This is a genomic window from Aeromonas sp. R4-1 (genome assembly GCF_040908325.1).
Classification (GTDB): domain Bacteria; phylum Pseudomonadota; class Gammaproteobacteria; order Enterobacterales; family Aeromonadaceae; genus Aeromonas; species Aeromonas veronii.
The window spans coordinates 27,871-54,825 of the sequence record NZ_JBFODM010000091.1; the positions used below are offsets into that span (position 1 = coordinate 27,871).

Genomic DNA, 26,955 nt, shown 5'->3' on the forward strand with positions numbered 1-26,955 from the left:
CCCGTGAAAGAGAGTGTTGAGTCTATTTTTTGAATCTTCGCAAGCTAGCTGAAATCTGATGTCATAGTGGAGTAGCACATTTCCGATATTCCGAGGGACTGACCCCCACCCGTTTTTTGAACACCCGCGAGAAGTAGAGCTGATCGTCATAGCCCACTTGCTGGCCTATGGTGGCCACCGACAGCGGCGTGGTCTGCAGCAGCAGCTTGGCCCGCATGATCCGCTGATCCTCGCGCCAGCGCACTATGCTCACCCCCACCTGCTCGCGAAACAGGTGGGCCAGCCGTGACGGGGACAAAAACACCTGCTCGGCCAGCGCCTCCACCGAGATCTCGGCGCAGAGCGACTCGCTCAGGATCTGGCACGCCTGGTGCACCCGGTGATCTATGGTGGGGTAGGCACTTAGGGAGGAGGCTTCATAGCAGCGAATAAGCAGCCGCTCTAGCAGGTTCATGGCCAGCTGTTCCGACATGGGGCGCAGCTGCTGATGGGTCTCTTCGATGTCGAGGAACAGGGCGTCGAACTCGGCGAGCAAGGCGGCGTCCGCTAGTTGCAGGCGCCCCACCCGCTCAGTGACCTGCGGCCACTTGAGCCAATCAGCCCAGTAGGCCCGCGGCCGGAAATAGACCCAGCGGTGATACCACTCCCGCGCATCCGGCGCCCGGCCGTAATAATGCACCGCCGCCGGCGGAAACAACAGCAGGTCGCCGGGCTCCACGGTGAAGGCCTGCTCCCCCTGAAAGATCAGCCCCTTGCCCCTGATGGTCAGATTGACGATGAAGCCCTTCATCCCCAGGGGCCGGTCGATGATGAAGTCGAGCGCACTCCCCTGCTCGATGGGGGTCATGCCCGAGACCAGGAAGACGTCGAAGGCATAGCCCGGCAGCAGGGGGTTGAGTTGTTTCGGCTTCTCTTTTTGCATCGAGGACATGGCGGAAAACAGCGCTTGGGTAAAAAAATCGGCTTGGGCCATTGTAAAGACTCACCTTGGAAACGCGCTATCTGACGCTCGGCGCCGTGTGAAATTGGTGAACTGGCTCACAACGGGATGTTTCGTGCGCCATAGGGTAACCCTCAACAGGCCCGCTGCGCGCGGGCCTGCATGGTTGGACAGGGATCAGATGCGCGCCTTGCGTACCTGCTTGTAGCGGTCGAACAGCACGGCGGCGAGCAGGATGAGGCCACGCACTACGTACTGGGCGAAGGGGGAGATGTTGAGCAGGTTCATGGCGTTCTCCATCAGCCCCAGGATCAGCACCCCGGCGATGATGTAGGAGATCTTGCCGATCCCCCCCTTCATGGAGACGCCCCCCAGCACGCAGGCGGAGATCACCACCAGCTCGAAGCCGATGGAGGTCATCGGCTGACCCGAGGTCATGCGCGAGGAGAGTATGATGCCAGCGATGGAGGCAATCAGCCCGGTCATGGTGAAGATGATGATCTTGGTACGCACCACGTTGACCCCGGCCAGGCGCGCCGCCTCCTCATTACCCCCCATGGCCAGGGTGTTGCGGCCGAAGGTGGTCTTGTTGAGCAGCAGGCCAAACAGCACGAAGCAGACGGCGGTCAGCCAGACCGGGGTCGGGATGCCGAGCAGGGCGGAGTTGCCGAGCTCGAAGAAACGCTCCTCGACGATGCCGACCGCCTTGCCGTCGGAGATGATGTAGCCCACCCCGCGCGCCATCTGCATGGTGGCGAGGGTGGTGATGAGGGCGTTGATCTTGAATTTGGCCACCACGATGCCGTTGATGAGGCCAAACAGCACTCCCACCGACATGCCGGCCAGGATGCCGACCGTGATGCTCTCGGTGGCGTTGATGCCGACCGCGCAAGCGACGCCGGAGCAGGCCACCACTGAGCCGACCGACATGTCGAACTCGCCGGAGGCGAGGCAGAACAGCATGCCGCACGCCACCATGCCCGACATGGAGACGGCGAGCCCGAGCCCGCGCATGTTGATCAGGCTGGCAAAGTTGGGCACCAGCACGCAGGCCAGCAGGAACAGGATGGCGAAGATCACCAGCATGCCGTATTGATCCCAGACGCGGGCCAGTTGCAGGCGGGAGCCGCTGGCTGCCGCGGCGCTGGCGGCCTGGCCGACTGAGGTAGTAGTTGTCATGGTATTTCTCCTGAAAATTCCGGGTGCTATCTCGTTGCGGTCAGCAGATCAACGGGCCGGCATGGCCAGATTGAGCGCCTTGACCTCGTTGGCCTCATCGTGGGAGAGCTCGCCAGCGATCTCCCCCTCCCGCATGACCATGATCCGGTCCGCGATGCCCAGCACTTCCGGCAGCTCGCTTGATACCACCACCACGGCGATGCCCACCTTGGCCAGATCGTAAATCACGTTGTAAATCTCGTTCTTTGCCCCGACGTCGATGCCGCGGGTCGGCTCGTCGAGCAAGATGACCTTCATGTCCTCGGAGAGCCAGCGCCCCAGAATGGCCTTCTGCTGGTTGCCGCCGGAGAGGTTCATGATGGCCTGCTGGGGAGACGGGGTCTTGACCCGCATGTCGCGGATCCGCAGCCTCGCGTTCTCGTCTTCCCACCGCTGGTTGATCCAGAAGCCCCCCCACGCATGGTGACGGCGGGCACTGATGTTGATGTTCTCCTGCACCGAGTGGATGGGGATGATGCCAAGCGCCTTGCGATCTTCGGTACAGAGCATGATGCCGCTGCGAATGGCATCGATGGGGCTGCCGATGACCACCGGCTTGCCAAACACCGCTATCTCGCCACTGTGCATCTTGTCGGCGCCGAAGATGAGCTTCATCAGCTCGCTGCGCCCGGCCCCCACCAGCCCGAAGATGCCGAGGATCTCCCCGCGCTTGACCTCGAACGATACCGGCGCCTTGAGCCCAGGCCCCATCACGTTATCTACCTTGAGGCCAGCCTCGCCGAGCGGCCTTGGGCTGTAGCCATAGATGTCGGTCAGCTCGCGCCCCACCATGGTCTTGACCAGCAGATCCCGGTCCACCTCGGCCATGGAGCCGAAGGTGCGTACGAACTGGCCGTCCTTGAAGACCGTGATGGCGTCGCACAGGGCGAAGATCTCGTCCATGCGGTGGGAGACGTAGAGAATGACCTTGCCCTCGTCACGCAGCTGACGGATGACCCGAAACAGCTGCTCGATCTCGCGGGACGATAGGCTGCTGGTCGGCTCGTCGAAGGCGATGACGCTGGCATCCCGGGTCAGCGCCTTGGCGATCTCCACCATCTGCCACTGCCCCAGCGACAGATACTTTAGTGGCGTCTCGGGGGAGACGTCCATGCCGAGGCGCGCCAGCTGCCTGGCCGCATCCTGATAGAGCTTCTCCCGATCGATGACGCCGTGCCGGGTCGGCAGCTGACCGAGGTAGATGTTCTCGGCCACCGTCATCTCGGGCACCAGGTGCAACTCCTGATAGATGATGGCGATCCCGCACTCCAGCGCATCGACCGTGCTCTGAAAGACCCGCTCCTGGCCGGCCAGCTTCACCACCCCGGTGGTGGGCGACTGAAAACCGCTCAGGATCTTGAGCAGGGTGGATTTGCCCGCGCCGTTCTCCCCCATCAGCGCGTGCACCGTGCCCTGCTGGCAGCAGAAGGAGACGTTCTTCAGCGCCTTGACGCCGGGAAACTCCTTGCTGATGCCGCAAAACTCCAGATAAGGAACTGACTGATTCATGTTTCACTCCAGCCGACCGGCATGGCGCACTGCGCCATGCCGGTCTCGGTGTCAGGGTTTAGATGGCGTCAATCACAGACCTTTCTTCTGCAGCTCGACCTTGAAGTTGTCGCGGGTGATGAGCACCACGTCGGTCACCTCGGTGAACTTGGCCGGTTCGGCGCCGTTGATCACCCAGTCATGCAGCATCTGGATGCTCTTGTAGCCGTGCACGTCCGGGCTTGGTAGCAGGGAGCCGAGGAAGCCGGTGGCACTGGACTTGGAGAGCTCGTTCACCGCATCCACCCCGTTGATACCGATGCCGATGACGTTCTCGGCCTTGAAGCCCTGCCCTTCGGTGGCACGTACGCCGCCGAGCACTGTGTTGTCATTCATGCCGACGATGAGCCAGTTCTTCACCTCGGGATGCTGCACCAGCATGGAGTTGGCGGCATCCAGCGCCCCCGGAATGTCGTTGGCCTTGGTCGGCGAGCGGTAGATCTGCCCCTCGGGGAAACCGGCGGCCTTGAGCGCGCTCAAGGAGCCTTCGACCCGGCGACGGGCGGTGTCGAGCTCGTCGGCGGTGATGGCGAGCACCCCGGTCGCCTTCACATCCCACTGGCGTTTTTGCATCTCCTTGTAGAGCTCCTGGCCCTGGCGTTCACCAATCTTGGTGGCGGCCATCATCACCAGCGGCACCTGCTCCATGGGCTGCCCCTTGGCATTGACGAACTGGTCGTCCACCGTGATGACCTTCAGATCCATGCTGTTGGCCTTGGCCATGATGGCGGCCCCGAGTTTGGGATCAGGGGTGCAGATGACGAAGCCCTTGGCGCCGTTGGCTGCCAGGCTGTCGATGGCATTGAGGGTCTTCTCGCCATCGGGGACGGCTATCTTGATCACCTCGAAGCCGAGATCCTTGCCCGCCTTGTCGGCGAAGTTCCATTCGGTCTGGAACCAGGGCTCCTCCGGTTGCTTGACCAGATAACCCAGCTTCAGCGCCTCGGCCGAGAAAGCAGAATTTGCCATACCAAGGGCAAACCCCATTGCGATCATGCTGTTAACGATTTTGTTCATGCGAGTGTCTCCAGGTGTTCTATCAATCCATGTATCCACGCAGTGCTGCTGGTTGAGTCAATCAAGTCGCAGCCATATAAAAACATGCTTAAACAGGACGTTATTGTTGTTGCTAGTTGAGCGAACCAAGTTGTAATCGTTTTCACATGGAAAAATGGAGAGCAGGATCACGCCATGAAATTGCAGCCGTTTTGTCTATGTTTTCAGCAAAATAATCACATAGCGGATCTTCGATGGCCGTCACCCTCTTGCCGGCATAGCGTTTAAATCCATATTTCTAGCAGCCAATGGCTAACCGCCCGTCCGGTCCATCTCCTATGGTTCCTCACCAGTCACCCCTCATTGATGGTCAGGAGCACTTATGTCTGAGCACCCCAGGTCCGAGCAGATCACCATCGGACTCGATTTCGGCAGCGATTCGGTCAGGGCACTCGCCGTGCGCTGCCACGACGGCGCCGAGCTGGCAACCCAGGTCGTCTATTACCCGCGCTGGCAGGCCGGTCGTTACTGCCAGCCAGTCACCAACCAGTTTCGCCACCACCCCCTCGACTATCTGGAGTCCATGGAGCAGGCAGTGGTGGCGGTGGTGAGCCAGCTCACCCCGAGTCAGCGCGCCGCCGTGCGCGGCATCGGGGTGGATAGCACCGGCTCCACGCCAGCCCCCATCGACAAGGAAGGGCGTGTGCTGGCCCTGCGCCCGGAGTTTGCAGACAACCCCAACGCCATGTTCGTGCTGTGGAAGGATCACACCGCCATCGAGGAGGCCGAGGCCATCACCGCCCTGTGCCACGGCGGCCAGTTCCCCGACTACAGCCGCTACATCGGCGGGGTCTACTCCTCCGAGTGGTTCTGGGCCAAGATCCTGCACGTCTCCCGCAGTGACGCAGCGGTGCGCGCCGCCGCCTGCAACTGGGTCGAACTGTGCGACTGGGTCCCCGCCATCCTGAGCGGCACCCAGGCCCCGGCCGACATCCGGCGCGGACGCTGCTCCGCCGGCCACAAGTCCCTCTGGCACCCGAGCTGGGGCGGCCTGCCCCCCGCCGAGTTTCTCAACGCGCTGGATCCGCTGTTGACCGAGGATCTCGACACCCCGCTCTTTACCGACAGCTGGACCGCCGATCTGCCGGTCGGCACCCTGACCCCCGAGTGGGCGGAGCGACTGCACCTCTCCTGCGAGGTGGTGATCGCCGGCGGCGCCTTTGACTGCCACATGGGCGCGGTGGGGGCCGGGGCCGGCAACAATGCGCTGGTCAAGGTGATCGGTACCTCCACCTGCGACATCCTGATCGCCGACGAAGCCACCATCGGTGATCGCGCCATTGCCGGGATCTGCGGCCAGGTGGACGGCAGCGTGGTGCCGGGCATGGTGGGGCTGGAGGCGGGACAATCGGCGTTCGGCGACATCTATGCCTGGTATCAGCGCCAGCTCGGCTGGCCACTGGAGAGCCTCGCCGCCCATTATCCGGAGCTGCGCACCGCCATCGAGGCCCACAAGCGGGAGCTGCTGCCAAGCCTCGCCGCCGCCTGGGAGCAACAGCGCGATCTGGCCCACCTGCCGGTGGTGCTCGACTGGTTCAACGGTCGCCGTACCCCTTATGCCAACCAGCGCCTGCAGGGCACCGTCACCGGGCTCAACCTCGGCACCGATGCGCCCGATCTGTTCGGTGCCCTGGTGGCCTCCACCGCCTTCGGGGCCCGCAGCATCATGGAGTGCATGACCAGTCAGCAGGTGCCGGTGGAGCAGGTGATCGCCCTCGGCGGCATCGCCCGCAAGTCGGCCACCGTGATGCAGACCTGCGCCGACGTGATGAACAGGCCCATCCAGGTGGTGGCCTCGGATCAATGCTGCGCCCTGGGGGCGGCCATCTTTGCCGCCGTGGCGGCCGGGATCCACGCCGATGTGGCCAAGGCCCAGCACCACATGGCGAGCGCCGTGGAACGCACCCACCAGCCTGACCCTGAGCGGGTTGCCGAATATGAGCGCCTCTACCAGCGCTACCTCGCCTGGGGCGCCGCCGCCGAGCCGCTCTACAACTGGGGGGTACCGGCATGAACCTCAAGATGCTCAAGGAGCAGGTGCTCGTCGCCAACCTGGATCTGCCGCGCCACGAGCTGGTGACCTTCACCTGGGGCAACGTGAGCGGCATCGACCGAGAGCGCAATCTGGTGGTGATAAAGCCAAGCGGCGTCAGTTATGAGCGGATGCTGCTCGAAGACATGGTAGTGCTGGATCTGGCTGGCAAGCAGGTGGAAGGTGCCTTGCGCCCCTCCTCCGACACCGCCACCCACCTGGTGCTCTATCGCGCCTATCCGGAGCTTGGCGGCGTGGTGCACACCCACTCCACCCATGCCACCGCCTGGGCCCAGGCGGGGCGCCCTATTCCCATTTTCGGCACCACCCAGGCCGACTACTTTCACGGCGAGATCCCCTGCTCGCGCCTGCTCACCCCGGGCGAAGTGGAGGAGGACTACGAAGGGCTGACCGGTCACCTCATCGTCGAGACCCTCAAGCAGACCCCCATTCTCACCATGCCGGGGGTGCTGGTGGCCAACCACGGCCCCTTCAGCTGGGGCAAGAGTGCCGAAGACGCGGTGCACAACGCCGTGGTGCTGGAGGAGGTGGCGCGCATGGCCTGGCTCACCGGCCAGATAAACCCGGGGGCACGCCCCCTGCCCGATTACCTGCTGGAGAAGCACTACCAGCGCAAGCATGGCAAGCACGCCTATTACGGCCAGACAAAAGCATAAACAGAGGACACCAAGATGGAATTGATGAAACAGCTGGAAGTGTGGTTCCTGGTCGGCAGCCAGCACCTGTATGGCGCCGCCACCCTGAAGCAGGTGGCCGATCACGCCCACACCATCACCAGCCAGCTCAACGAGCGCGCCGGCCTGCCGGTCAAGATCGTGCTCAAGCCCACCGGCACCACCCTCGACGAGATAAGCGCGGTAGCCCGCGATGCCAATCACGACCAGCACTGCATCGGGCTCATGGTGTGGATGCACACCTTCTCCCCCGCCAAGATGTGGATCCCGGCACTCAGCCAGTTGCAAAAACCCCTGTTGCAGTTCCACACCCAGTTCAACCGGGATCTACCGTGGAGCGAAATCGATATGGACTTCATGAACCTGAACCAGACCGCCCACGGCGGCCGCGAGTTCGGTTTCATGGGGGCCCGGCTGCGGCTGCCGCGCACCGTGGTAGTCGGTCACTGGCAGGATGAAGAGGCCCACCGCAAGCTGGGCAACTGGATGCGGGTCGTCGCCGCCATTCACGACAGTCGCCACCTGAAGATCGCCCGCTTTGGCGACAACATGCGCAACGTGGCGGTCACCGAGGGCGACAAGATTGAGGCCCAGATCCAGTTCGGCTATCAGGTGAACTACCACCCGGTCGGCGATCTGGTGAAGGTGATCGACGCCATTCCCGCAAGCGACATCGAGGCGCTGCTGGTCGAATACGAAGAAACCTATACCCTCACTGAGGCGGTGCAAGCGGGCGGGCCTCTGCGCGCCTCCCTCTATGAGGCGGCGCGCCAGGAGCTGGGGATGAAGAAATTCCTCACCGACGGCGGTTTTGGCGCCTTTACCACCACCTTTGAAGACCTTCACGGCCTGCACCAGCTGCCGGGGCTCGCCTGCCAGCGCCTGATGCAGCAAGGCTTCGGTTTCGGCGCGGAAGGGGACTGGAAGACCGCGGCCCTGCTGCGCACCCTCAAGGTGATGGGGGCCGGTCTTGTGGGCGGCACCTCCTTCATGGAGGACTACACCTACCACCTGGAGGCAGGCAACAACCTGGTGCTGGGGGCCCACATGCTGGAGGTGTGCCCCTCCATCGCCGCCGGTAAACCCGTGCTGGATGCCCAGCATCTGGGCATAGGCAAGAAGGCCGACCCGGCACGCCTGCTGTTTGCCGCCCCCGCCGGCAAGGCGGTCAACGCCAGCCTGATCGATCTGGGCAACCGCTTCCGGCTGGTGGTCAATCAGCTGGAAGTGGTGGACTTGCCAGAAGCCATGCCCAAACTGCCGGTGGCGAGCGCCCTGTGGCAGCCCATGCCGGACCTGCAGACCAGCGCCGAGGCCTGGATCCTGGCCGGGGCCGCCCACCACTCTGTATTCACCCAATCGGTGGACATAGCGCAGCTGCGCACCTTCGCCGACATCATGGGTATCGAGTTCGTGGTGATTGACGAGCACACTCGCATCCCCGAGCTCAAGCAGACGCTGCTGTGGAATGAGGTGTACTACAAAGTGTGCAACTAATTAACCAGTGGATGACTCACGATTTGTCACCGTGGATCTCTGCCCATATAAAAAAACGACGCCAGCTGGCGTCGTTTTTTATGGGCGAGTGTCAGGCGATGACTCACGCCTTGGCGGGCTGGCTCAGGCGAGCAACCGCTTCGACGTGCATGGCGTGGAGGAGGAACATGTCAATCGCTCCGCGCCAATGTCCGATCACGCTTTCACTGGCAGGCTCAGGCGGGCAACCGCTTCCACATGCATGGAGTGCGGGAACATATCGACCGGCTGCACCTCGTCCAGCACGAAGCCCTGCTTGACCAGCCAGGCAAGGTCGCGGGCCAGGGTCTGCGGGTTGCAGGAGACATAGACCAGACGACGGGGCGCCATAGCGACCAGGGTCTGCAGCACCGCCTTGTCACAGCCTTTGCGGGGCGGATCCATTACCACCACGTCAGCTGTCACGCCTTGGGCATGCAGCTCGGGCATCAGCTGCTCGGCCTTGCCAACGTGGAATTCGGTGTGCTCGATACCGTTGAGGGCAGCGTTGCGGCGAGCATCGCTGATGGCGCTCTCCACCGACTCGATCCCGACGACCTTGGCGGCCTTGCCAGCCAGGAAAAGGGAGATGGTACCGATACCGCAATAGATGTCGAACACCGTCTCGTTACCGGTCAGCTCGGCATACTCGAGGGCGCTGGAGTAGAGCACATCGGTCTGGGTCGGGTTGTTCTGGAAGAAGGAGAGCGGCGAGATCTCGAACTCGAGCTCGTGGATCTTGTCGCGGATCACCCCTTCGCCGAGCAGCACCCGGTTGGTCGCGCCCAGAATGCGGTTGGTGCGCTCATCGTTGATGTTCTGCACCAGAGTAGTAACCGGCAGATCGCTCAGAGCTGCCAACAGTTCGGCTTCGAACGGCAGCTCCTCGCCCAGGGTCACCAGCACCACCATCAGTTCGCCACTCTTGAAGCCCTTGCGGGTCATAAGGTTACGCACGCAGCCGCTGTGGTTTACTTCGTCATAGGCGGCGATGTCGTGCGCGCGCATCCAGTTGCGCACCCGGGCGTTGAGCTCGACGTGCAGCGGATCCTGCACCGCACAGTCATCGGCGGGGATGAGATCGTGGGAGTGCTTGCGATAAAAACCGATCTCGGCACCGGCGTCACAGCCACGCACCGCATATTGCGCCTTGTTGCGATAGGCGAACGGGCTTTCCATGCCAAGGATATCCTTGACCGGGGTGTCACCCAGCCCGACCTGCTCCAGTGCGCTCTGCACCAGTGCCTGCTTGAGCTTGAGCTGGGCCGGATAGGCCAGCGGACGTACCTGACAGCCACCGCACTCGGTGTTGGGGCAGAAATCGGCAACCCGATCGGCAGAGGGCTGGAGCAGCTCGGCAACCTTGCCGTGCAGATAGTTCGGCTTGACCTCGGTCAGCTCCACCAGCGCCTGCTCACCGGGCAGCAGACCTTCGACAAACAGGGGGCGATCGAACAGGCGTCCTTTGCCATCTCCTTTGTCGGTCAGTTCCAGGATCTCGATCTGGTGTTGATGTCCCACTAACGGCATGAGCGGCTCCAAAAGTACTAAAAATGGGGGGTGATGGACGCGGCAGAGCCATGCCCATCGAGAAAAGGTGGCAGAGTTTAGCGGAGATCCGGCCAAATTGCAGGCATAAAAAGCCTGCTTGTTGCAATGGTCATTGCCCTGACCATCTGCCGGGCGTGGCCACCTTTCGGGTTGCGGCAAATTTAGCCCTTGGGCCGCAACGCCCAGCCTGTTAAAATTCCGCCCTTGAAATTATCCTGGGCCCCGCGCCCGTTCTAGCTAAGGTCTACCGCGATGCGTACCAGCCAATATCTGCTTTCCACTCTCAAGGAAACCCCCTCCGACGCTGAAGTTGTCAGCCACCAGCTGATGCTGCGCGCCGGGATGATCCGTAAACTGGCCTCCGGCATGTATGCCTGGTTGCCAACCGGTCTGCGGGTACTGAAGAAAATCGAGAACATTGTTCGCGAAGAGATGAACAATGCTGGTGCCGTCGAAGTCTCCATGCCGGTGGTACAACCCGCCGAGCTGTGGCAGGAGTCCGGCCGCTGGGATGACTACGGTCCCGAGCTGTGCCGCCTGACCGACCGTCACAACCGCCCCTTCGTGCTGGGCCCGACCCACGAAGAGGTGATCACTGCGCTGATACGTTACGAAGTGAACAGCTACAAGCAGCTGCCGCTCAACCTCTACCAGATCCAGACCAAGTTTCGCGACGAAGTGCGCCCCCGTTTCGGCGTGATGCGCGGCCGCGAATTCCTGATGAAGGATGCCTACTCCTTCCACATCGACAAAGCGTCACTGGTCGATACCTACGAGAAGATGCACGCCGCCTACTGCAAAGCGTTCACCCGCATGGGTCTGAACTTCCGTCCGGTGCAGGCCGATACCGGCTCCATCGGTGGTACCGGTTCCCACGAATTCCAGGTGCTGGCAGAGAGCGGTGAAGACTTGATCGCCTTCTCCGACAGCTCCGATTACGCCGCCAACATCGAGATGGCCGAAGCGCTGGCACCGGCTGGTGAGCGCGCTGCCGCCACCTCAGCCCTGACCAAGGTTGCCACCCCGAACGTCCACACCATTGACGAAGTGGCCGCTTTCCTGAACGTGGCTCCGACCGCCATCGCCAAGACCCTGCTGGTACTGGCAGAGGAAGATGAGCACGGCAAGCAGGCCGTCATCGCACTGGTACTGCGTGGCGACCACGAACTGAACGAAATCAAGGCAGAGAAACTGGCTGGCGTGGCCAACCCGCTGACCTTCGCCAACGACGAGCAGATTAAAGCTGCCGCCGGTTGCGACGCAGGTTCCATCGGCCCAGTCGGCTTTGCCGGTCGCATCATCGTCGATCGCAGCGCCGCCCATCTGGCGGACTTCGTCTGCGGCGCCAACGAAACCGGCTTCCACCTGACCGGTGCCAACTGGGATCGCGACATCGCTACCTACGAAGTTGCCGACCTGCGCAACGTGGTGGAAGGCGACCCGAGCCCGTGCGGCCAGGGCAAGCTGCTGCTCAAGCGCGGTATCGAAGTGGGCCACATCTTCCAGCTGGGTACCAAGTACTCCGAAGCGATGAAGGCGAGCGTGCTGAACGAAGCTGGCAAATCCGTCACCATGGAGATGGGTTGCTACGGGATCGGGGTTTCCCGTCTGGTGGCTGCCGCCATCGAGCAGAACAACGACCAGTACGGCATCATCTGGCCGGACGCCATCGCTCCGTTCGAAGTGGCCATCGTGCCGATGAACATGCACAAGTCCGAGCGCGTGGCCGAGCAGGCACAACAGTTCTACGCCGAGCTGAAAGCGGCCGGTGTGGACGTGCTGTTCGACGACCGTAAAGAGCGCCCGGGCGTAATGTTCGCCGACATGGAGCTGCTGGGCATCCCGCACGCCATCGTCATCGGCGATCGCGGTCTGGACAACGGCGTGGTGGAGTACAAGTGCCGCCGCACCGGCGAGAAGCAGGAAGTGGCCATCAGCGACATCATCGCCATGCTCAAGGCCAAGCTGGGCCGTTAATTCCGCCCTCTTCCCGATATAAAAAAGCGCGCCATTTGGCGCGCTTTTTGTTTCTGTGTGCGGACAACGGCAACCGGATGGCTAGCTTAGCCTCAGGGATTGCGACCGATAAAGAGGTCGGTCACGTGGCAGCTGCTTCTGGCTTCCAGTGCGTCGAGCATATAGGCCGCCGCATCTTCCGGAGTCATGAAGCCACTCGGGTCGACGTGATCCGAGTTGTCCCAGAATTCGCTGCGGATCCCGCTCGGATAGAGATTGACCAGCCGCAACAGAGATCCTTTCAGCTCGGCGCGCAAGGATTCGAGAAAGCCGCGCATCCCCCATTTGGAGGCGCAGTAGAGGCTCTCGTTAGCCTTGCCCACCTGTGCGGCGGAGGAGAGCACATTGGCCAGTACTCCGCCCTTGTCGCCGATAAGCCGTACCGTCTGCTGAGCCACCAGAATGGTGGAGATGAGATTGCTCTCCACCACCCGGCGGATCTGTTCAGCGGTGTAGACACCGACCGGGCCAAACTCGCCCACCCCGGCGCAGTGGATCACCATGTCGGGCAGGCCGCCCCACTCCACCGCAGCGGCGAAGGCGACGTCGACCTCTTCATGGTGCGCCAGATCGGCGGCGATGCCGATCACAGCGCTGCCGAGCAGTTGTTCCTGCTCCTGCAGTCGCTGATAACGGCGCCCCATCATGGAGACCTGATGGCCCCGCTCAACCAGTCCGATGGTCAGGGCTCGGCCGAGACCAGAACCAGCACCTGTCACTATGATGTGGCCCATTATCGCTCCTCGTCGTCAGTTGACGGTCAGATTAGAAAGTGAATTCACCACCCATGAACCAGCCGTCTACAGACTGATCGATATTGGCGAAGTCGACCTTGGCTTCACGCCAGCCGGCACGCAGCTTGATCGGCATGGAGGAGAACTTGTAGGAACCACCCAGACGGTAGTCATAATTGTCCGCATCGTGAGTGCGCAGATCGCCGAAGAAGGCGATGCCGGTGCCCGGGATCTTCACTTCACTGCCGGCATAGGCCATCAGGGTATCTTCGTCATAACCCTTGCGACCGGAGTAGACCTGCTCGCCATCGTAGTGACGACCGGTCATACCCAAATCGATCTTGAACAGATCGTTGTTGAACAGACGGTAGTAGAGGCTCAGATCGTAGGCTGTCAGATCGTTTTTGAAATTGCCGCCGGAGGTGCTGAAATCGGAGACTTCAAACTTGGCGTTCGGCAGGAAGATGATGCCGTGTTCCAGTTGCAGATAGCCGTTCCAGTTGTAGCTGTCGTCATAGCTGCCATCAGCACTGGTACCATAAGCCTGACCACTGCCCTTGGCGGCCCATACGTCGGCGCCGGCGGCAAAACGCCAGTCGTCAGCGGCCATGACACTCTGGCTGCACAGAGCCAGCACAAAACCGGCAATCAGCGTCTTTTTCATTACGTCACTTCCTCTTGCATACATGGAAAAGAGCACTATTTTACTCGGTGCAGCCAAAATACCCAGCGTCAATCCTGAACAAACGACGACAAATGTCAGTGCTTCATATGCTTCATCTCTGCCATCGGCTCAATCGGCTTCACCGGCAGTGACAGCTCCAGCTTCTGACCATCGTCCATGGTGAGGGTGAGCGGGAAAGGGGTCTGCTCGGAGAGCGTGCCCACCTCGAACAACATGATGTGCAGGCTGCCCGGTTTCAGCACCGTTTCTCCCTTGGCCGGGATCTCGATATTCTCGACCTGACGCATCTTCATCACACCATTTTCGTGCAGGTGGGTGTGCAGCTCGGCACGCTCGGCCACAGCAGAAGCCGCCGCCACCAGCTTGACCGGCTGGTCGGCGTCATTCTTCAGCACCATAAAGGCGGCAGTGTTGGGGGAACCCGGCGGCAACAAACGCACATAGCCATCGACGGCCTCGACCTTGGCCAGTGCAGGCGCAGTCATCCCCAGAACCAGCAGAGAATAAAACGCACGTTTAAACATGGTTGAAATCCTTTTATGATGTTGTTAAACGGCACCAAGGTTACCCCAGCAGCAACCTTTTTTGCACCTTTCAATAACAAGGATTTAGACATGGCCCCCATTCTCATTGCCGAGCAGCAGGATGGCTTGCTCACCCTGACCCTCAACCGCCCCGACAAGCGCAACGCCCTCAACACCGAGCTCTATAAGCAACTGGTGGCAGCGCTGCGAGAGGCGGCAGCCGATGAGGAGGTGCATGTTCTGTTGTTGCAGGGGCAGCAGGATTGCTTTACCGCGGGCAATGATCTGGCCGACTTTATGGGCAAGAGCGCGCTGGAGCCCGGCGACCCCATACTGCAGTTCCTCCACACCCTGGCCGATTTCCCCAAACCCGTGATCGCTGCCGTTGCAGGCCCGGCAGTGGGGATTGGCACCACCATTTTGCTGCACTGCGATCTGGTCTATCTGGCGGATAACGCCCGCTTGCAGCTTCCCTTTGTCGAGCTGGGGCTGGTGCCGGAGTTCGCCTCCAGCCTGCTGCTGCCGCGCTTGGTAGGTCACCTCAAGGCAGCCGAGCTGTTGCTGCTGGCCGAGGCGATTGATGCCGAGGAGGCACTGCGACTCGGGCTCGCCAACAAGGTGGTGGCGGCCGATGGAGTACTCTCCTTTGCCCGCGAGCAGGGACTGAAGCTGGCGGCCAAACCGCCCAGAGCGTTGCAAAAGAGCAAGGCACTGCTGAAACAGGAGCTTAAACAGGCGGTGCACTTTGTCATCGATCTGGAGGCGCGCGCCTTCGCCCAGGCACTGCAAGGGGAAGAGGCACAGCAGCGGATCGCCCAGAAACTCAAACGGCGAGGCTGAGCTGCCGCTCAACGCCGGTCAGTTGAGGCGAAAACGGCCGATCAGCTCGCAGCCCTGCACCTTGTCTTGTAACTGGATCAGCCGGGCAATTTCCGGATTGGGGTGACGCTTGAGAAACGCGAGCAGGGCTCCACGGCAGCAACCCAGCTCGCTGATCAGTGCCTCGCACTCCCGGTTCGGGCACTGCGGCACCAGCGCAGTCACCAGCTCGGAGGCAAGCTTCAGGTAGCGCAGCTCATAAGTCGGCTCATCCATCGCCCGCCAGAAGTCGGCCAGCCGGTGGCAGGTGGCGACTCGCATGGTGGCCAGTTCGGTCAACTCGACCTGAGTCATCTCGTAAACATCCCCCAGCGCCTGCTGATAAAAGCAGATCGCCGCCCCCAGCGAACCGGCCTGCCAGGCACGCTCCGCCTCCAGCATGTATCGTTGCCAACTTTGCGGTGTCATTTCGCTCTCCCGAGTCCGTCATGGTGGGAGTGTTATCATGGCTAATTGAGAATAAATATCAACCAGAGGGTTAGTGCAGGATCTCTGCGCAACCTTGGCAAACCCGGCGCCCGACCTTATGATCCTGCCCTTCCCCCCTTCTTTGGAGCACACCACAATGCGACCTCGCCTCCCGCAGATGCTGGGCTGCTCCCTGCTCTGCGTGCCCCGCATGCTGGTCTGGATCTATTAGCTGCGCTCAAGCGAACGCAACCCATCCGATCCATTTAGCAAAGGAGTACCAGCATGAACACCTGCCAACACTGGTCGCAGGTCGAATACCTGCACCTGACGGTGACCAACCCCAATATCTGCCTCAAGGGGCAGCACAGCTACTACTCGGGTGCCTGGGATGGCCCCTTCGAAGAGGTGGCGGTGCGCTACCTCCATGGCGATCCCTTCAGCCGCAGCCCGGAAACCGGCTGGGAGCCGCTCTGGCATATCGACCGGCTCCATATCGGCGACTATGTGCAGATTGCCGCCGGGGTGAGGATCATCATGGGCGGCAACCACACCCACAACACGTCCTTCATCAGCACCTATCCGTTCGCCGATCTGGCGGCGCTCAAGCGCAGCTACCGCCCCGCAGGCGATACCCGCATCGGTAACGATGTCTGGATAGGCATGGAGGCGATGATCATGCCCGGCGTCACCATCGGCGACGGTGCCATCATCGCCGCCCGCTCGCTGGTCAATCAGGATGTGCCGCCCTATGCCATGGTGGCGGGCACCCCGGCCAGGGTGGTGCGAATGCGCTTTGGCGAGGAGGAGATTGCCCGGCTACAGGCCCTCGCCTGGTGGGATTGGCCGGATCAACAGGTCAACGATCTGCTACCGCTGATCCAGCAAGGTGACGTCGCCCTGCTTGAACAGGCGGCTGCCCGCTGGGCGGAGCGCCATGAGTGACCACCGCTAACCAGTAGCTGACAGCATAAGGGCGACCCCGGGGTCGCCCTCTTTTATCTCCGGCATGCTCTGGATGCCGTCATCGCACATCCACTCATTGCGCGCTTTTGGACTGGTTGAGGCTGCACTGCTTGCCGGGATAACCGGGCAAGTCACTGGCATCGCTGCCGCAGGCGAGCCGTTTGGCCTGTTGCAGGCGGGCCGCCAGATTGGCGCTGTCCACCGGCATCCATTGCATCTGCTTGCCGAGCCAGCTGGCCCAGGCAAACTCGACGAAATAGACCTGTTTATCCTTGCGAAAGTAGCCCGCATTCTGCAGCAGTCCGGCGAGGGTGCGATAGGGGTAATCAGGCAGCTTGTCGATGCTGGTTGGCAACTGCTCCGGGGTCAGCGGCTGTCCCTTCTCATCCTTGAGCCAGGCCCAATGATTGTTCTGCATCTGGCTCCAGAAGTTGGCTTTGTCCTGCAGACGGCCAATCACCTTGACCCGGGCATCCTTGACGCCCTGCTGCCACAACGCCTTGGTGAGATGGTGCCTGTCCACCAGCCAGTAACTGCCATCCGGCGCAATCACCACGGGGATCTCTTTCTTTTTCATCAACTTGTCGAGCTGCTTTGCGCTCATGCCAGCCAATGTGGCCTGGGTCTCATCGACCTGGATCTGGCCGACGCCCCCCTGAGTCGGGTGCAAAGCATCGATGCCTATCTCGCACCAGTTGCCCACCGCCGTGTCGCTCTGGCACGGGGCCAACGCCCAGGCACCCTGGCTCAACACACAGGCCAGCAATAACCATGCTTTCATCGTTTGACACTCCTCACCACATTGAACTGCACAGACGCCGGGAACGCTCTTCTACCCCGATTGGGAGTGAGAGTCGAATGCTGGCGGTCAGACCAGCAAACGGGATATCATGATTTCCCATCTGTCGGCGATATTTTCTCGCCGAGTTTTCTCCCCGCTTCACACTATTTGAAGGATCCGACCCATGAAAGGATGGAGCCCCTTGCTGGCCCTGCTGGGCTGTGCTGCTGTCCAGGCTGCCGATATTCCCGCCGGAACACAACTCGCCGCCGAGCAGATTGTCGTTCGCCACCTCAAGGATGAACCTGCGAGCCTGAGCCCGCTCAAGCTGGTCGGCCTGCCGGAGTTGCAGGTCCTGCGGGATCTGTTCGAGGGGCTGCTGACCCAGGGGCCGGATGGCAAACCGGTTGCCGGGGTGGCGGCCAGCTGGGAAAACAAGGGCAACCAGTTCTTTACCTTCCATCTGCGCCCGGATGCGCGCTGGTCCAACGGCGATCCAGTCAAGGCCAGCGACTTCGTCTACGGCTGGCGCAAGCTGGTAGACCCGAAAGAGGCGGCCACCTTCGCCTGGTTTGCCCAACTGGCCCGTTTCGACAAGGTGGACGAAATAGTCGCTGGCAAATTGCCTGCCAGCGAGCTGGGGGTCAAGGCCCTCGATGATCACACCCTGCAGGTGACCCTCTCCCAGCCGGTGCCCTACTTCCTGAACCTGCTGAGCCACCCCAGCCTGTCGCCGCTCCATCAGGCCAGCATCGAGCAGTACGGCAACCAGTGGACTCAGCCCGGTAAACTGGTGGGCAACGGTGCCTTTGTGCTGAACCATCGGGTGGTCAACGAGAAGCTGGAGCTGACCCCCAACCCTTATTACTGGGATCGGGCACATACCGTATTGACCAAGGTGATCTTCATGCCGATCAATCAGGAGAGCGCGGCGACCAACCGCTATCTGGCGGGCGATCTGCACATCACCGAATCCTTCCCCAAGGAGCAGTACGACAAGCTGAAGCAGCAGATCCCGAATGAGGTCTATACCCCGGATCAGCTCGGTACCTACTACTACGCTTTCAATACCCGTCAGGCACCACTGAACGATGTGCGGGTGCGCAAGGCGCTCTCCTACACCATCGACCGCGCCCTGATCGCCGACAAAGTGCTCGGCACTGGCGAGAAACCTGCTTATCACTTCACTCCGGATGTGACCGCCAGCTTTACCCCGGCCGCCAACTTGCTCTCCACCAGCAGCCAACCGGCGCTGGACAGCAAGGCCAAGGCCCTGCTCAAGGAGGCCGGTTACGGCCCGGACAAGCCGCTCAAGTTGACCCTGCTCTACAACACCGCGGAAATTCACAAGAAGATGGCGCTGGCCATCGCCAGCATGTGGAAGCAGAAGCTGGGCGCCGAGGTCGAGCTGACCAATCAGGAGTGGAAAACCTATCTCGACAGCCGCCAGAGCGGTCAGTTCGAGGTGATCCGCTCCTCCTGGGTCGCAGATTACAACGACCCGTCAGCGTTCCTTGGCCTGTGGGGCTCTCGTCACAGCGGCAATATGGCTGGCTTTGCCAATGCCCGTTATGACCAGCTACTGGCAGAGGCGGCCAGCACTCAGGATGCCGCCAGCCGCAGCAAGCTGTTTGGCGAGGCGGAGGCGATCCTGCTGGATCAAACCCCCATCGCCCCCATCTACCAGTACACCAATGCCCGACTCATCAAGCCATGGCTCAAGGGCTACCCCATCAACAACCCGGAAGATGTGGCCTACAGCCGTCAACTCTACCTCGTCAAACACTGACACCGGCCACAACGATGCGAGGCCCCGCAGGGCCTCGCTATTGACACTGTTCACACCACGATTTCCAGCCTAAAATGCCGCCCCTTCTGTTCAATTAATCTTCAATGCCCAGTCAGACATGCGTTATTTGATACTGCTCTCGTTGTTGTGGACCCTGCCCGCGCAGGCCAATAGCGAATCCCAATGCCAGCAAGAGTTTGTCGGCTGGATGCTGCACCAGCAGCAACAGTTCAGCGATCGCAAGTCTGACAAGATGGAGCGGCGCCGGGCCGAGCGGGCCATCGAGTTGGCTCGTCAGGAGTACGACAAGCAGACCAGCTTTTGCAAGACGATGGAGCTGGTGCGCAGCTACAAAGATAGCGATCCGCGCTTTAAACCGAGAAGCGGCGAAGTTCACGATTTCACCCCGGCCAGCTGACCCTCACTTCATCAATTCATTGTGTTGATTAATTGACCCAAGCCAAGTTCGGGGCACTGAAGAGCCTTAGAATGATTAACTGAGAACGACAATAAAAAATATATTTATCAGTTATTTGGCTTTTTCAGGAACGACACATGACCAGACTCCATCAGGAGGGGGAGATACACTTCCCCGACAACATCGCACTCATCTCGACCACTGATCCCGCCAGTCATATTACCTATGCCAACCAGCACTTCTGTGATGTGGCCGGGTACGGTGCTGCCGAAATGGAAGGCGTGCCCCACAATCTGGTGCGACACCCCGACATGCCCAAGGCGGCCTTCGCCGACATGTGGCAGCGGCTGCGACAGGGCAAAAGCTGGATGGGGCTGGTCAAGAACCGCGCCAAAAGCGGTCAGTTCTATTGGGTAAACGCTTACGTCACCCCGATCCTCAATGCGCAGAAGGAGATCGTCGAGTTCCAGTCGGTGCGCACCAAACCCGCCGCCAGCGATGTGGCCTGGGCCGAGCAGCTCTATGGCCTGCTGCGCAGCGGCAAGGCACTTCCCTGGCTGAGCCGGTTTCATATTGAACCGGGTCAGCTGACCCTCTGGCTCTCCGTTTCTGCCTTGTTCACCACCCTTGCTACCTTTGCCACCGGCAGCCTGTTATGGCTGCTGCCCACCGCCCTGTTGCTGTTGGCACAGGCAACCCACGGCTGGCGATTGCAGCAACGGCTGGCTCATCTGCTCACCCTTGCCGCTCAAGACAAGGGAACCCGACTCTGTCAGGTGCTCTACACCCGACGGCGCGACACCCTGGCGGCCGTCGAACTGGCCCTGCGGATGAAGCAGGCCGAGCTCAAGGCTGTGGTCGGGCGCAGCGCCGACACCAACCAGCAGATCCTGCAGGCAGCCGAAGATGACCGGGGCAATATCCAGACCATCGATACCCACCTGCAGCAGCAGCGCGCCCACAGCGAGCAGCTGGCGACCGCCATCACCGAGTTGAGCCACTCCATTCGCGATGTGGCCCACAGTGCCCATGAGGCAAGCAATCTGGTTATAGAGGTACAGCAGGTATCCGACGAGGGGCTGCAAGCATTGGCGACCACCCGTTCTGCCGTCAACCAACTCCATCAGGAGCTGGATGCCAACCACGCCGTGCTGGCCCAGCTCACCAGCGACAGCCCGAAGATCAGCGGCATTCTGGAGGTGATCAGTCAAATCGCCGACCAGACCAACCTGCTCGCCCTCAATGCGGCCATCGAGGCCGCCCGGGCGGGCGAACAGGGGCGCGGCTTTGCCGTGGTGGCGGATGAAGTGAGGGCGCTGGCCCAGAAGACCCGTGCCTCGACCAGCGAGATCCACGAGATGATCCAGGCGCTGCAACAGACTACACGACAGCTGTCGGACGGGATGACGCAAGGGGCGCAGACCTCGGTGCGCTGCCAGCAGCACGCGGGCACCACCGCCGATGTGCTCACCCAGATCAATAGGATGCTGGGGCAGGTAACCCGCACCAGCGACGAGATCGCCCAGGCGGTGAGTCAGCAGGCAGACGTCACGGCGACCCTCGATGAAGGGGTGCACCAGATCCACCAACTGGCCAGCCACACTGCCGACAACAGCAGGCAGGCCCTCGATGGCATCACCCTGCTGGTAGAGCGGCTGCAGGACCTCTCGCGGCTGATCAACCAGTTCAGATATTGAAGCGACAGTAATAAAAAAAGCGCGTCAACTGACGCGCTTTTTGTTGCTCTTGCCTTGGCACAACTGGCTTATTCGGCCGTCTCGCTGGCGGTAAACTCCGGCACCTTGGCCATGGCATCCAGCACCACCTGAATATCCGCCCCCGGCTTGCAGGCGTTCTCACTCAGGTGACGGCGCCAGGCGCGGGCCCCCTGCATGTTCTGGAACAGCCCCAGCATGTGGCGGGTCATGTGGGAGAGGTAGTTGCCCTTGGCCAGCTCCTGCTCGATATAGGGCAGCATCATCCGCACCACCTCGTGGCGGCTCGGCACAGCGTTGTTCTGGCCGAACACCAGGTTGTCTACCTGCGCCAGAATGTAGGGGTTCTGATAGGCTTCACGCCCCATCATGACGCCATCGACGTGTTGCAGGTGCTCGAGAGTCTGCTCCATGGAGGTGACACCGCCGTTGAGAGCTATGGTGAGCTCCGGGTAATCCTGCTTGACCCGATAGACCCGAGGATAATCGAGCGGTGGGATCTCGCGGTTCTCCTTGGGACTCAAGCCGCTCAGCCACGCCTTGCGGGCATGGACGATGAAGGTGTCGCAACCGGCATCGCGCACCTGTTCGATGAAGGCCTGCAAAAACTCGTAAGAGTCCTGATCGTCGATACCGATACGGGTCTTCACCGTCACCGGAATATCGACCACATCGCGCATCGCCTTGACGCAGTCCGCCACCAGCGCCGGTTCCCCCATCAGGCAGGCACCAAAGCGACCGTTTTGCACCCGATCGGAGGGGCAGCCGACGTTGATGTTCACCTCGTCATAGCCGCGCTCCTCGGCCAACTTGGCACAGCGCGCCAGATCGGCCGGATTGCTGCCACCCAGTTGCAGGGAGATGGGGTGCTCCTGCTCGCTGTAACCCAGATAATCCCCCTTGCCGTGGATGATGGCGCCGGTGGTCACCATTTCGGTATAGAGCAAGGTCTGGCGGCTCATCAGTCGATGAAAGTAACGGCAATGCCGATCAGTCCAGTCCAGCATGGGGGCGATGGAAAAACGCTGCGCCTGCATAAAAATCATCCGGGTTGGCTAAAGAAAGGGGCGGATTTTATCACAACGTGAAGCAGCCCCAGAAAATGAATTTTGTCGCCGCGCCATGCGAGGCCCTGTGATAGTATCCGGCTAATAGAAAGGGTATCTGCGCGATCATGAATCAAGACCAACTTTTACAACGAGCCGAGCGACTCTGTATACAGCGAGGGATCCGCTTCACCCCGACCCGGCGTCAGGTATTTCGCCTGCTGGCGGCACACGGCAATGCCATCAGCGCCTATGATTTGTTGGCCCAGCTGCAACAAACCGAAGCCAATGCCAAGCCGCCAACCGTCTATCGGGCACTCGATTTTTTGCTCGAACAGGGCTTTGCTCACAAGGTGGAATCTCTCAACGCGTTTATCTTCTGCTGCCACTTCGATCACGCTCACCCGATGCAGTTGTTGATCTGCGACGAGTGCGGGGATGTGGTCGAGCTTCACGATACGGCGATCGATAGCGCGTTTTCCGAGCAGGCCCACTTGCATGGTTTTACTATTACCAATAAGACGATAGAGGCACATGGCCAATGTGCCCGTTGTACGCCCACTGTAGGAAGTCATCATGAAGGCTGATTTTGTAAATCCGTTCCTGCTATCCCTGCTCAATGTGCTCTCGACCATGGCACAGCTGGAACTCAAACCGGGCAAACCGAAACGCAAGATGGATGAGCTGGCGCGCGGCGACGTCTCCGGCCTGATCGGCATGGTCGGCCCGCAGACCCGTGGCTCCCTCTCCATCAGCTTCGAGAAGGGGCTGGCGCTGGAGATCATGCGCCGCATGCTGGGGGAAGCTCCCGCCAACATCAACGAAGAGGTGACCGACATGGTCGGTGAAATCACCAACATGGTGACCGGCGGTGCCAAGCGGATGCTGGGCGAGAAGGGCTACGAGTTTGACATGGCTACCCCCATCATCGTCTCCGGCCCCAACCACACCATTACCCACCGTGCCGATGGCACCAAGATCATGATGCCGTTCGAATCGGATTTCGGTCGCGCCACTATCGAAATTTGCTTCGAGTAACCCTATGTGGAAAGCATTGAAATGGATTTTCATCTGCTGGGCCCTGCTGTTGCTCCTGTCGGACATTCAGATCAGCACCTCCCTCTACAAGTACGAAGATAACCGGATGCTCATCAACTTCCCGCGCTGGGAAGCCAAGCAGCCCTGGGGCACCTTCGAGTGGCATGCCGGACGGGTAGAAACCCACTGGTATGGTCTGGAGGGCAAACCCAAGCCGAAAGGCCCGCAAATCTGATCCGGTAACGGATCCGGCAGAAACAGAAGAGGCCAGCAGATGCTGGCCTCTTTGCTATCTCGTTGTTCCAGAATCAAGCCGCTTCGGCAGCCAGCTTACCGCTTGGTCGCATCAAGATACCGATAATGCAGGCCAACAGAGTCGGCAGCAGCCAGGCAAGTCCCTTGTCGAACAGCGGCAGGAAGGCAAAGCCGTCCATCGCCATACCGGCAGCGCCCAGCCCATCGAGGCAACCAAACAGAAAGGCGACCGTCAGCACACCACGAAACACCAGCCGTGGCTGGGCAAACCATCCCTTGAGGAAGGTCACCAGCACCAGCGCGATGGCAACCGGATAGATGGCCACCAGCACCGGGATGGAGAGGCCGATCAATTCGCTCAGACTCACATTGGCCACCACTGCACAGAGCGCCCCCAGCAGCATCACCCAGTTGCGATAGGCCCAGCCAGTCAGGCCATGGAAGTAGTCGGCACCGGCACAGAGCAGGCCGACCGCACTGGTAAAACAGGCCAGGGTGATGATGGCAGCCAGAATAAACTGACCCGGTTGACCAAACAGACTCAGGACGTAGGCATTGACGATGGCGCCGCCGTTGCTGATATCACTTGCGACCCCACCGGCGCTGTTGCCCAGCTGAAAGAGCGAGACATACACCGCCGACAGCCCAACTGCCGAGATCAAGCCTGCGATGGTCAGATATTTGAACTGGCTGCGATAATCCTCGATCCCCTTCTGGCGCAGCAACCCGATGATCAGGGCTCCAAACATCAGGGAGGCAAGGGTGTCCATGGTGTTGTACCCCTCCAGCATTCCTTTGGTCAGGGCTGCATCTATGTACTCACCGCTGGCATCTGGCATGGTGCCCTGCGGCGTCATAAAGACCCCGACCGCCAGAATAAGCAGCATCGCCATCAGGGCTGGGGTCAGATACTTGCCGACCGCATCGAGCAGTTTGCCCCGATCGAGCGCCACCAGGATCACCAGCGCAAAGAAACTCAGGGTGTAGATCAGCAGTCCCGCATGACCGGCATCGCCGAGCCAGGGCTTGAGCCCCATCTCGTAGGCGACCAGACCGGTGCGGGGAATGGCAAAGGCGGGCCCCATGATGATATAGATGGCGATGGCCAGCGCCGTCGCCGCCCCGGCGGGCAGATAGCGGGTCATTCCGGTCCAGCCACTCGCGCCGCCCCCCGAACTCCCCTTGGCCACCGCAATCAGGGTGATCAGCGGCAAACCCACCGCCGTCAGCAAAAAGCCGCACATGGCGGCCAGCAGATGCTCACCAGCCATAAAACCGGCCAGCGGCGGAAAAATAATATTGCCAGCCCCCAGATAGAAGGCAAACGTCATAAACCCCAATCCGAATACGTCGGACAACTTCAATGATTTCGTCAAACTCAACCTCATCTGCCTTATCAGCTTGTTATTGATTGCACCCACTGCCTGGCAGATAACCGGTAACAATACCTCTCGCCCCCACACGGCCCGCGGACCGGATGAGGCGCACCACCTTTAGCATAAAGAAGAGGAGTTCGATCTCAATCACCAATTAATATCTTGAAACAATTTACTGCTGCGGAATTAATCGCCGAACAACTCGGCGCTCCATAAACAGGTGTCACACGTGGCGTATGGGAGGTGAGAAGGGGGGGACAGGTTATAGCGGCCAAATACGGCTGCTCAGATGCTATCTGCGTACAGTGACAATTACGGCAGCAAAGCGAGGTGAGAAGCGAGGCTCACAGAAAACAAAAGAGCCTGCACGGGGCAGGCTCTTGGCAATATCACATCGGGCGTGATCAGGCAGTTTCGGCAGCCATCTCGGTCGGACGCACCATCACGCCAACTACGCAGGCCAGCAGGGTCGGCATCAGCCAGGCGAGGCCCTTGTCGAACAGCGGCAGGAAGGCAAACGCATCCATCTTCATACCGGCAGCACCCAGACCATCCAGGCACCCGAACAGGAAGGCAACCATCAACACGCCACGGAACACCAGACGGGGGCGGCCGAAGTAACCATTCAGGAAGGTGACCAGCACCAGCGCCACGGCAACCGGATAGATGGCAACCAGCACCGGAATGGAGAGGCTGATCAACTGGCTCAGGCCCACGTTGGCCACCACGGCACAGATAACGCCCAGCAACACCACCAGCTTCTTGTAAGCCATGCCGGTCAGATTGTGGAAGAAATCGGAACAAGCGGAGATCAGACCGACTGCAGTGGTAAAGCACGCCAGAGTGATGATGGCCGCCAGAATGAACTGACCCGGCTGACCAAACAGGCTCAGTACGTAGGCGTTGACGATGGCGCCACCATTGCTGACATCGGTCGCAACGCCGGCTGCAGTATTACCCAGCTGGAACAGGGAGACGTACACCACGCTCAGACCAACGGCAGAGATAAGGCCGGCAATGGCCAGATACTTGAACTGGCTCTTGTAATCGTTGATGCCTTTCTGGCGCAGCAGATCGACGATCAGGGCGCCAAACATCAGGGACGCCAGGGTGTCCATGGTGTTGTAGCCTTCCAGGATCCCTTTCACGAAGGGGCTGTTCTGATAGTCACCGGACGCGTCAGGCATGGAGCCTTGCGGCGCTACGAATACCCCGACCGCCAGGGTCAGCAGCAGCAGCATCAGTACCGGAGTCAGGTATTTGCCGATGGCGTCCATCAGCTTGCCCTGGTTCATGGAGACCAGAATGGCCACACCAAAGAAGATCACGGTATAGGCCGCCAGACCCGCCTGCCCCATATCACCGATGAACGGCTTGAGGCCCATTTCGTAGGCAACCAGACCGGTACGGGGCGCGGCAAAGGCCGGGCCGATGATGATATAGATGGCAACGGCCAGCGCAGTCGCGACACCGGCAGGCAGCAGCTTGGTCATGCCAGCCCAGCCGTTACCGGCTTTCGCCACGGCCAGAATGGTCACCAGAGGCAGGCCCACGGCAGTGACCAGGAAGCCAAACATCGCCAGGGAGAGGTGCTCACCAGCCATGTAACCGGCCAACGGCGGGAAAATGATGTTACCGGCGCCCAGGTAGAAGGCGAAGGTCATAAACCCTAATCCGAGTACATCGGACAATGTGAGTGATTTCGTCAAGTTCAACCTCGTCTGTCTTGTAAATTATTGCTTGTTATAGTTTTTATCGGTCGCTGACCGG

Annotated in this window: 25 protein-coding genes; 12 read left to right on the forward strand and 13 right to left on the reverse strand. The window is 60.7% G+C overall.

Annotated elements, in window-relative coordinates:
- Positions 1-61: 61 nt before the first annotated feature.
- From araC to AB5Y90_RS17105, 4 genes are all read right to left on the reverse strand, one after another.
- Positions 62-973 (reverse strand): arabinose operon transcriptional regulator AraC, encoded by a 912-nt coding sequence (araC, locus tag AB5Y90_RS17090; RefSeq protein WP_042081551.1) that lies wholly within the window; start codon positions 971-973, stop codon positions 62-64.
- Between the two features lie 144 nt (positions 974-1,117).
- Positions 1,118-2,119 (reverse strand): L-arabinose ABC transporter permease AraH, encoded by a 1,002-nt coding sequence (araH, locus tag AB5Y90_RS17095; protein WP_107682774.1) that lies wholly within the window; start codon positions 2,117-2,119, stop codon positions 1,118-1,120.
- 48 nt (positions 2,120-2,167) lie between these two features.
- Positions 2,168-3,667: an L-arabinose ABC transporter ATP-binding protein AraG gene (gene araG / locus AB5Y90_RS17100; protein ID WP_307896231.1), complete on the reverse strand. Its 1,500-nt coding sequence runs from the start codon at positions 3,665-3,667 to the stop codon at positions 2,168-2,170.
- A gap of 72 nt (positions 3,668-3,739) precedes the next feature.
- Positions 3,740-4,723, reverse strand: coding sequence for an arabinose ABC transporter substrate-binding protein (locus AB5Y90_RS17105; RefSeq protein ID WP_107682776.1), 984 nt, complete (start codon positions 4,721-4,723; stop codon positions 3,740-3,742).
- A 361-nt stretch (positions 4,724-5,084) separates the two neighbouring features.
- On the opposite strand from AB5Y90_RS17105, the gene AB5Y90_RS17110 reads away from it, so the two are divergent.
- The 3 genes from AB5Y90_RS17110 to araA are packed head-to-tail and all read left to right on the forward strand — an operon-like array spanning position 5,085 to position 8,986.
- Positions 5,085-6,776, forward strand: a complete 1,692-nt coding sequence (locus AB5Y90_RS17110; RefSeq protein WP_307896230.1) for a ribulokinase — start codon at positions 5,085-5,087, stop codon at positions 6,774-6,776.
- A complete protein-coding gene (locus AB5Y90_RS17115; RefSeq protein ID WP_107682778.1) occupies positions 6,773-7,471 on the forward strand; it encodes an L-ribulose-5-phosphate 4-epimerase in 699 nt (232 codons plus the stop codon). Before AB5Y90_RS17110 ends, AB5Y90_RS17115 begins: the two co-directional genes overlap by 4 nt.
- Positions 7,472-7,486: 15 nt before the next feature.
- Positions 7,487-8,986, forward strand: coding sequence for an L-arabinose isomerase (araA, locus tag AB5Y90_RS17120; RefSeq protein WP_107682779.1), 1,500 nt, complete (start codon positions 7,487-7,489; stop codon positions 8,984-8,986).
- A 195-nt stretch (positions 8,987-9,181) separates the two neighbouring features.
- Here the strand turns inward: araA and rlmD are convergent, their stop codons facing one another.
- Complete coding sequence (gene rlmD, locus AB5Y90_RS17125) at positions 9,182-10,534, reverse strand: 23S rRNA (uracil(1939)-C(5))-methyltransferase RlmD (RefSeq protein ID WP_368167359.1); 1,353 nt, start codon at positions 10,532-10,534, stop codon at positions 9,182-9,184.
- Positions 10,535-10,807: 273 nt separating this feature from the next.
- On the opposite strand from rlmD, the gene AB5Y90_RS17130 reads away from it, so the two are divergent.
- On the forward strand, positions 10,808-12,532 hold the full coding sequence (locus tag AB5Y90_RS17130) for a proline--tRNA ligase (protein WP_368167360.1): 1,725 nt from the start codon (positions 10,808-10,810) through the stop codon (positions 12,530-12,532).
- Between the two features lie 92 nt (positions 12,533-12,624).
- Here the strand turns inward: AB5Y90_RS17130 and AB5Y90_RS17135 are convergent, their stop codons facing one another.
- The 3 genes from AB5Y90_RS17135 to AB5Y90_RS17145 all read right to left on the reverse strand — a co-directional run bounded on the left by AB5Y90_RS17135 (position 12,625) and on the right by AB5Y90_RS17145 (position 14,514).
- On the reverse strand, positions 12,625-13,305 hold the full coding sequence (locus AB5Y90_RS17135; protein ID WP_279490220.1) for an SDR family oxidoreductase: 681 nt from the start codon (positions 13,303-13,305) through the stop codon (positions 12,625-12,627).
- Between the two features lie 31 nt (positions 13,306-13,336).
- Positions 13,337-13,969: a TIGR04219 family outer membrane beta-barrel protein gene (locus AB5Y90_RS17140; protein WP_279490219.1), complete on the reverse strand. Its 633-nt coding sequence runs from the start codon at positions 13,967-13,969 to the stop codon at positions 13,337-13,339.
- Positions 13,970-14,064: 95 nt separating this feature from the next.
- A complete protein-coding gene (locus AB5Y90_RS17145; protein ID WP_279490218.1) occupies positions 14,065-14,514 on the reverse strand; it encodes a copper chaperone PCu(A)C in 450 nt (149 codons plus the stop codon).
- A 90-nt stretch (positions 14,515-14,604) separates the two neighbouring features.
- Between AB5Y90_RS17145 and AB5Y90_RS17150 the strand changes: the two genes are divergently transcribed.
- The gene (locus AB5Y90_RS17150; RefSeq protein ID WP_279500915.1) at positions 14,605-15,354 is read left to right on the forward strand and encodes an enoyl-CoA hydratase-related protein; all 750 of its coding nucleotides are present in this window, start codon (positions 14,605-14,607) and stop codon (positions 15,352-15,354) included.
- 18 nt (positions 15,355-15,372) lie between these two features.
- On the opposite strand, the gene AB5Y90_RS17155 is transcribed toward AB5Y90_RS17150, so the two are convergent.
- Positions 15,373-15,801: a DUF2753 family protein gene (locus AB5Y90_RS17155; protein WP_005335785.1), complete on the reverse strand. Its 429-nt coding sequence runs from the start codon at positions 15,799-15,801 to the stop codon at positions 15,373-15,375.
- A 285-nt stretch (positions 15,802-16,086) separates the two neighbouring features.
- Here AB5Y90_RS17155 and AB5Y90_RS17160 point away from each other — a divergent pair, with 285 nt between their 5' ends.
- Positions 16,087-16,746 (forward strand): CatB-related O-acetyltransferase, encoded by a 660-nt coding sequence (locus AB5Y90_RS17160; RefSeq protein WP_279500914.1) that lies wholly within the window; start codon positions 16,087-16,089, stop codon positions 16,744-16,746.
- A 94-nt stretch (positions 16,747-16,840) separates the two neighbouring features.
- Here the strand turns inward: AB5Y90_RS17160 and AB5Y90_RS17165 are convergent, their stop codons facing one another.
- Positions 16,841-17,548, reverse strand: coding sequence for a ParB-like protein (locus tag AB5Y90_RS17165; protein ID WP_021231739.1), 708 nt, complete (start codon positions 17,546-17,548; stop codon positions 16,841-16,843).
- 184 nt (positions 17,549-17,732) lie between these two features.
- On the opposite strand from AB5Y90_RS17165, the gene AB5Y90_RS17170 reads away from it, so the two are divergent.
- From AB5Y90_RS17170 to AB5Y90_RS17180, 3 genes are all read left to right on the forward strand, one after another.
- Positions 17,733-19,337: an ABC transporter substrate-binding protein gene (locus tag AB5Y90_RS17170; RefSeq protein ID WP_307896227.1), complete on the forward strand. Its 1,605-nt coding sequence runs from the start codon at positions 17,733-17,735 to the stop codon at positions 19,335-19,337.
- 118 nt (positions 19,338-19,455) lie between these two features.
- Complete coding sequence (locus tag AB5Y90_RS17175; RefSeq protein ID WP_005335795.1) at positions 19,456-19,755, forward strand: hypothetical protein; 300 nt, start codon at positions 19,456-19,458, stop codon at positions 19,753-19,755.
- A 137-nt stretch (positions 19,756-19,892) separates the two neighbouring features.
- Positions 19,893-21,452 carry a methyl-accepting chemotaxis protein gene (locus AB5Y90_RS17180; RefSeq protein WP_368167363.1) on the forward strand — a complete coding sequence of 520 codons (1,560 nt, stop codon included), beginning with the start codon at positions 19,893-19,895 and terminating at the stop codon, positions 21,450-21,452.
- A 68-nt stretch (positions 21,453-21,520) separates the two neighbouring features.
- Here AB5Y90_RS17180 and dusA read toward each other — a convergent pair whose 3' ends face one another.
- Positions 21,521-22,507, reverse strand: coding sequence for a tRNA dihydrouridine(20/20a) synthase DusA (gene dusA / locus AB5Y90_RS17185; RefSeq protein WP_013723460.1), 987 nt, complete (start codon positions 22,505-22,507; stop codon positions 21,521-21,523).
- 137 nt (positions 22,508-22,644) lie between these two features.
- Here dusA and zur point away from each other — a divergent pair, with 137 nt between their 5' ends.
- From zur to AB5Y90_RS17200, 3 genes are read left to right on the forward strand one after another with little or no spacing between them, the layout of a single operon-like run.
- Positions 22,645-23,103: a zinc uptake transcriptional repressor Zur gene (zur, locus tag AB5Y90_RS17190; protein WP_005335805.1), complete on the forward strand. Its 459-nt coding sequence runs from the start codon at positions 22,645-22,647 to the stop codon at positions 23,101-23,103.
- Positions 23,093-23,554 (forward strand): chemotaxis protein CheX, encoded by a 462-nt coding sequence (locus AB5Y90_RS17195; RefSeq protein WP_005335807.1) that lies wholly within the window; start codon positions 23,093-23,095, stop codon positions 23,552-23,554. Before zur ends, AB5Y90_RS17195 begins: the two co-directional genes overlap by 11 nt.
- A gap of 4 nt (positions 23,555-23,558) precedes the next feature.
- Positions 23,559-23,789, forward strand: coding sequence for a hypothetical protein (locus AB5Y90_RS17200; protein ID WP_236302236.1), 231 nt, complete (start codon positions 23,559-23,561; stop codon positions 23,787-23,789).
- A gap of 73 nt (positions 23,790-23,862) precedes the next feature.
- On the opposite strand, the gene brnQ (AB5Y90_RS17205) is transcribed toward AB5Y90_RS17200, so the two are convergent.
- Together brnQ (AB5Y90_RS17205) and brnQ (AB5Y90_RS17210) are read right to left on the reverse strand one after the other, a co-directional pair.
- Positions 23,863-25,140, reverse strand: a complete 1,278-nt coding sequence (brnQ, locus tag AB5Y90_RS17205) for a branched-chain amino acid transport system II carrier protein (RefSeq protein ID WP_236302290.1) — start codon at positions 25,138-25,140, stop codon at positions 23,863-23,865.
- Between the two features lie 449 nt (positions 25,141-25,589).
- On the reverse strand, positions 25,590-26,894 hold the full coding sequence (gene brnQ / locus AB5Y90_RS17210; protein ID WP_265345155.1) for a branched-chain amino acid transport system II carrier protein: 1,305 nt from the start codon (positions 26,892-26,894) through the stop codon (positions 25,590-25,592).
- Positions 26,895-26,955 lie beyond the last annotated feature (61 nt).

What these genes read in the sequence shown, in the direction of transcription:
- araC (WP_042081551.1), bottom strand. Translation starts at nt 973, where the DNA reads ATGGCCCAAGCCGATTTTTTTACCCAAGCGCTGTTTTCCGCCATGTCC.
- araG (WP_307896231.1), bottom strand. Translation starts at nt 3,667, where the DNA reads ATGAATCAGTCAGTTCCTTATCTGGAGTTTTGCGGCATCAGCAAGGAG.
- AB5Y90_RS17105 (WP_107682776.1), bottom strand. Translation starts at nt 4,723, where the DNA reads ATGAACAAAATCGTTAACAGCATGATCGCAATGGGGTTTGCCCTTGGT.
- AB5Y90_RS17200 (WP_236302236.1), top strand. Translation starts at nt 23,559, where the DNA reads ATGTGGAAAGCATTGAAATGGATTTTCATCTGCTGGGCCCTGCTGTTG.
- AB5Y90_RS17130 (WP_368167360.1), top strand. Translation starts at nt 10,808, where the DNA reads ATGCGTACCAGCCAATATCTGCTTTCCACTCTCAAGGAAACCCCCTCC.
- AB5Y90_RS17175 (WP_005335795.1), top strand. Translation starts at nt 19,456, where the DNA reads ATGCGTTATTTGATACTGCTCTCGTTGTTGTGGACCCTGCCCGCGCAG.
- AB5Y90_RS17135 (WP_279490220.1), bottom strand. Translation starts at nt 13,305, where the DNA reads ATGGGCCACATCATAGTGACAGGTGCTGGTTCTGGTCTCGGCCGAGCC.
- AB5Y90_RS17160 (WP_279500914.1), top strand. Translation starts at nt 16,087, where the DNA reads ATGAACACCTGCCAACACTGGTCGCAGGTCGAATACCTGCACCTGACG.
- AB5Y90_RS17195 (WP_005335807.1), top strand. Translation starts at nt 23,093, where the DNA reads ATGAAGGCTGATTTTGTAAATCCGTTCCTGCTATCCCTGCTCAATGTG.
- araA (WP_107682779.1), top strand. Translation starts at nt 7,487, where the DNA reads ATGGAATTGATGAAACAGCTGGAAGTGTGGTTCCTGGTCGGCAGCCAG.
- AB5Y90_RS17155 (WP_005335785.1), bottom strand. Translation starts at nt 15,801, where the DNA reads ATGACACCGCAAAGTTGGCAACGATACATGCTGGAGGCGGAGCGTGCC.
- AB5Y90_RS17145 (WP_279490218.1), bottom strand. Translation starts at nt 14,514, where the DNA reads ATGTTTAAACGTGCGTTTTATTCTCTGCTGGTTCTGGGGATGACTGCG.
- araH (WP_107682774.1), bottom strand. Translation starts at nt 2,119, where the DNA reads ATGACAACTACTACCTCAGTCGGCCAGGCCGCCAGCGCCGCGGCAGCC.
- rlmD (WP_368167359.1), bottom strand. Translation starts at nt 10,534, where the DNA reads ATGCCGTTAGTGGGACATCAACACCAGATCGAGATCCTGGAACTGACC.
- AB5Y90_RS17110 (WP_307896230.1), top strand. Translation starts at nt 5,085, where the DNA reads ATGTCTGAGCACCCCAGGTCCGAGCAGATCACCATCGGACTCGATTTC.
- zur (WP_005335805.1), top strand. Translation starts at nt 22,645, where the DNA reads ATGAATCAAGACCAACTTTTACAACGAGCCGAGCGACTCTGTATACAG.
- brnQ (WP_236302290.1), bottom strand. Translation starts at nt 25,140, where the DNA reads ATGACGTTTGCCTTCTATCTGGGGGCTGGCAATATTATTTTTCCGCCG.
- AB5Y90_RS17180 (WP_368167363.1), top strand. Translation starts at nt 19,893, where the DNA reads ATGACCAGACTCCATCAGGAGGGGGAGATACACTTCCCCGACAACATC.
- AB5Y90_RS17140 (WP_279490219.1), bottom strand. Translation starts at nt 13,969, where the DNA reads ATGAAAAAGACGCTGATTGCCGGTTTTGTGCTGGCTCTGTGCAGCCAG.
- AB5Y90_RS17170 (WP_307896227.1), top strand. Translation starts at nt 17,733, where the DNA reads ATGAAAGGATGGAGCCCCTTGCTGGCCCTGCTGGGCTGTGCTGCTGTC.
- AB5Y90_RS17150 (WP_279500915.1), top strand. Translation starts at nt 14,605, where the DNA reads ATGGCCCCCATTCTCATTGCCGAGCAGCAGGATGGCTTGCTCACCCTG.
- AB5Y90_RS17115 (WP_107682778.1), top strand. Translation starts at nt 6,773, where the DNA reads ATGAACCTCAAGATGCTCAAGGAGCAGGTGCTCGTCGCCAACCTGGAT.
- AB5Y90_RS17165 (WP_021231739.1), bottom strand. Translation starts at nt 17,548, where the DNA reads ATGAAAGCATGGTTATTGCTGGCCTGTGTGTTGAGCCAGGGTGCCTGG.
- dusA (WP_013723460.1), bottom strand. Translation starts at nt 22,507, where the DNA reads ATGCAGGCGCAGCGTTTTTCCATCGCCCCCATGCTGGACTGGACTGAT.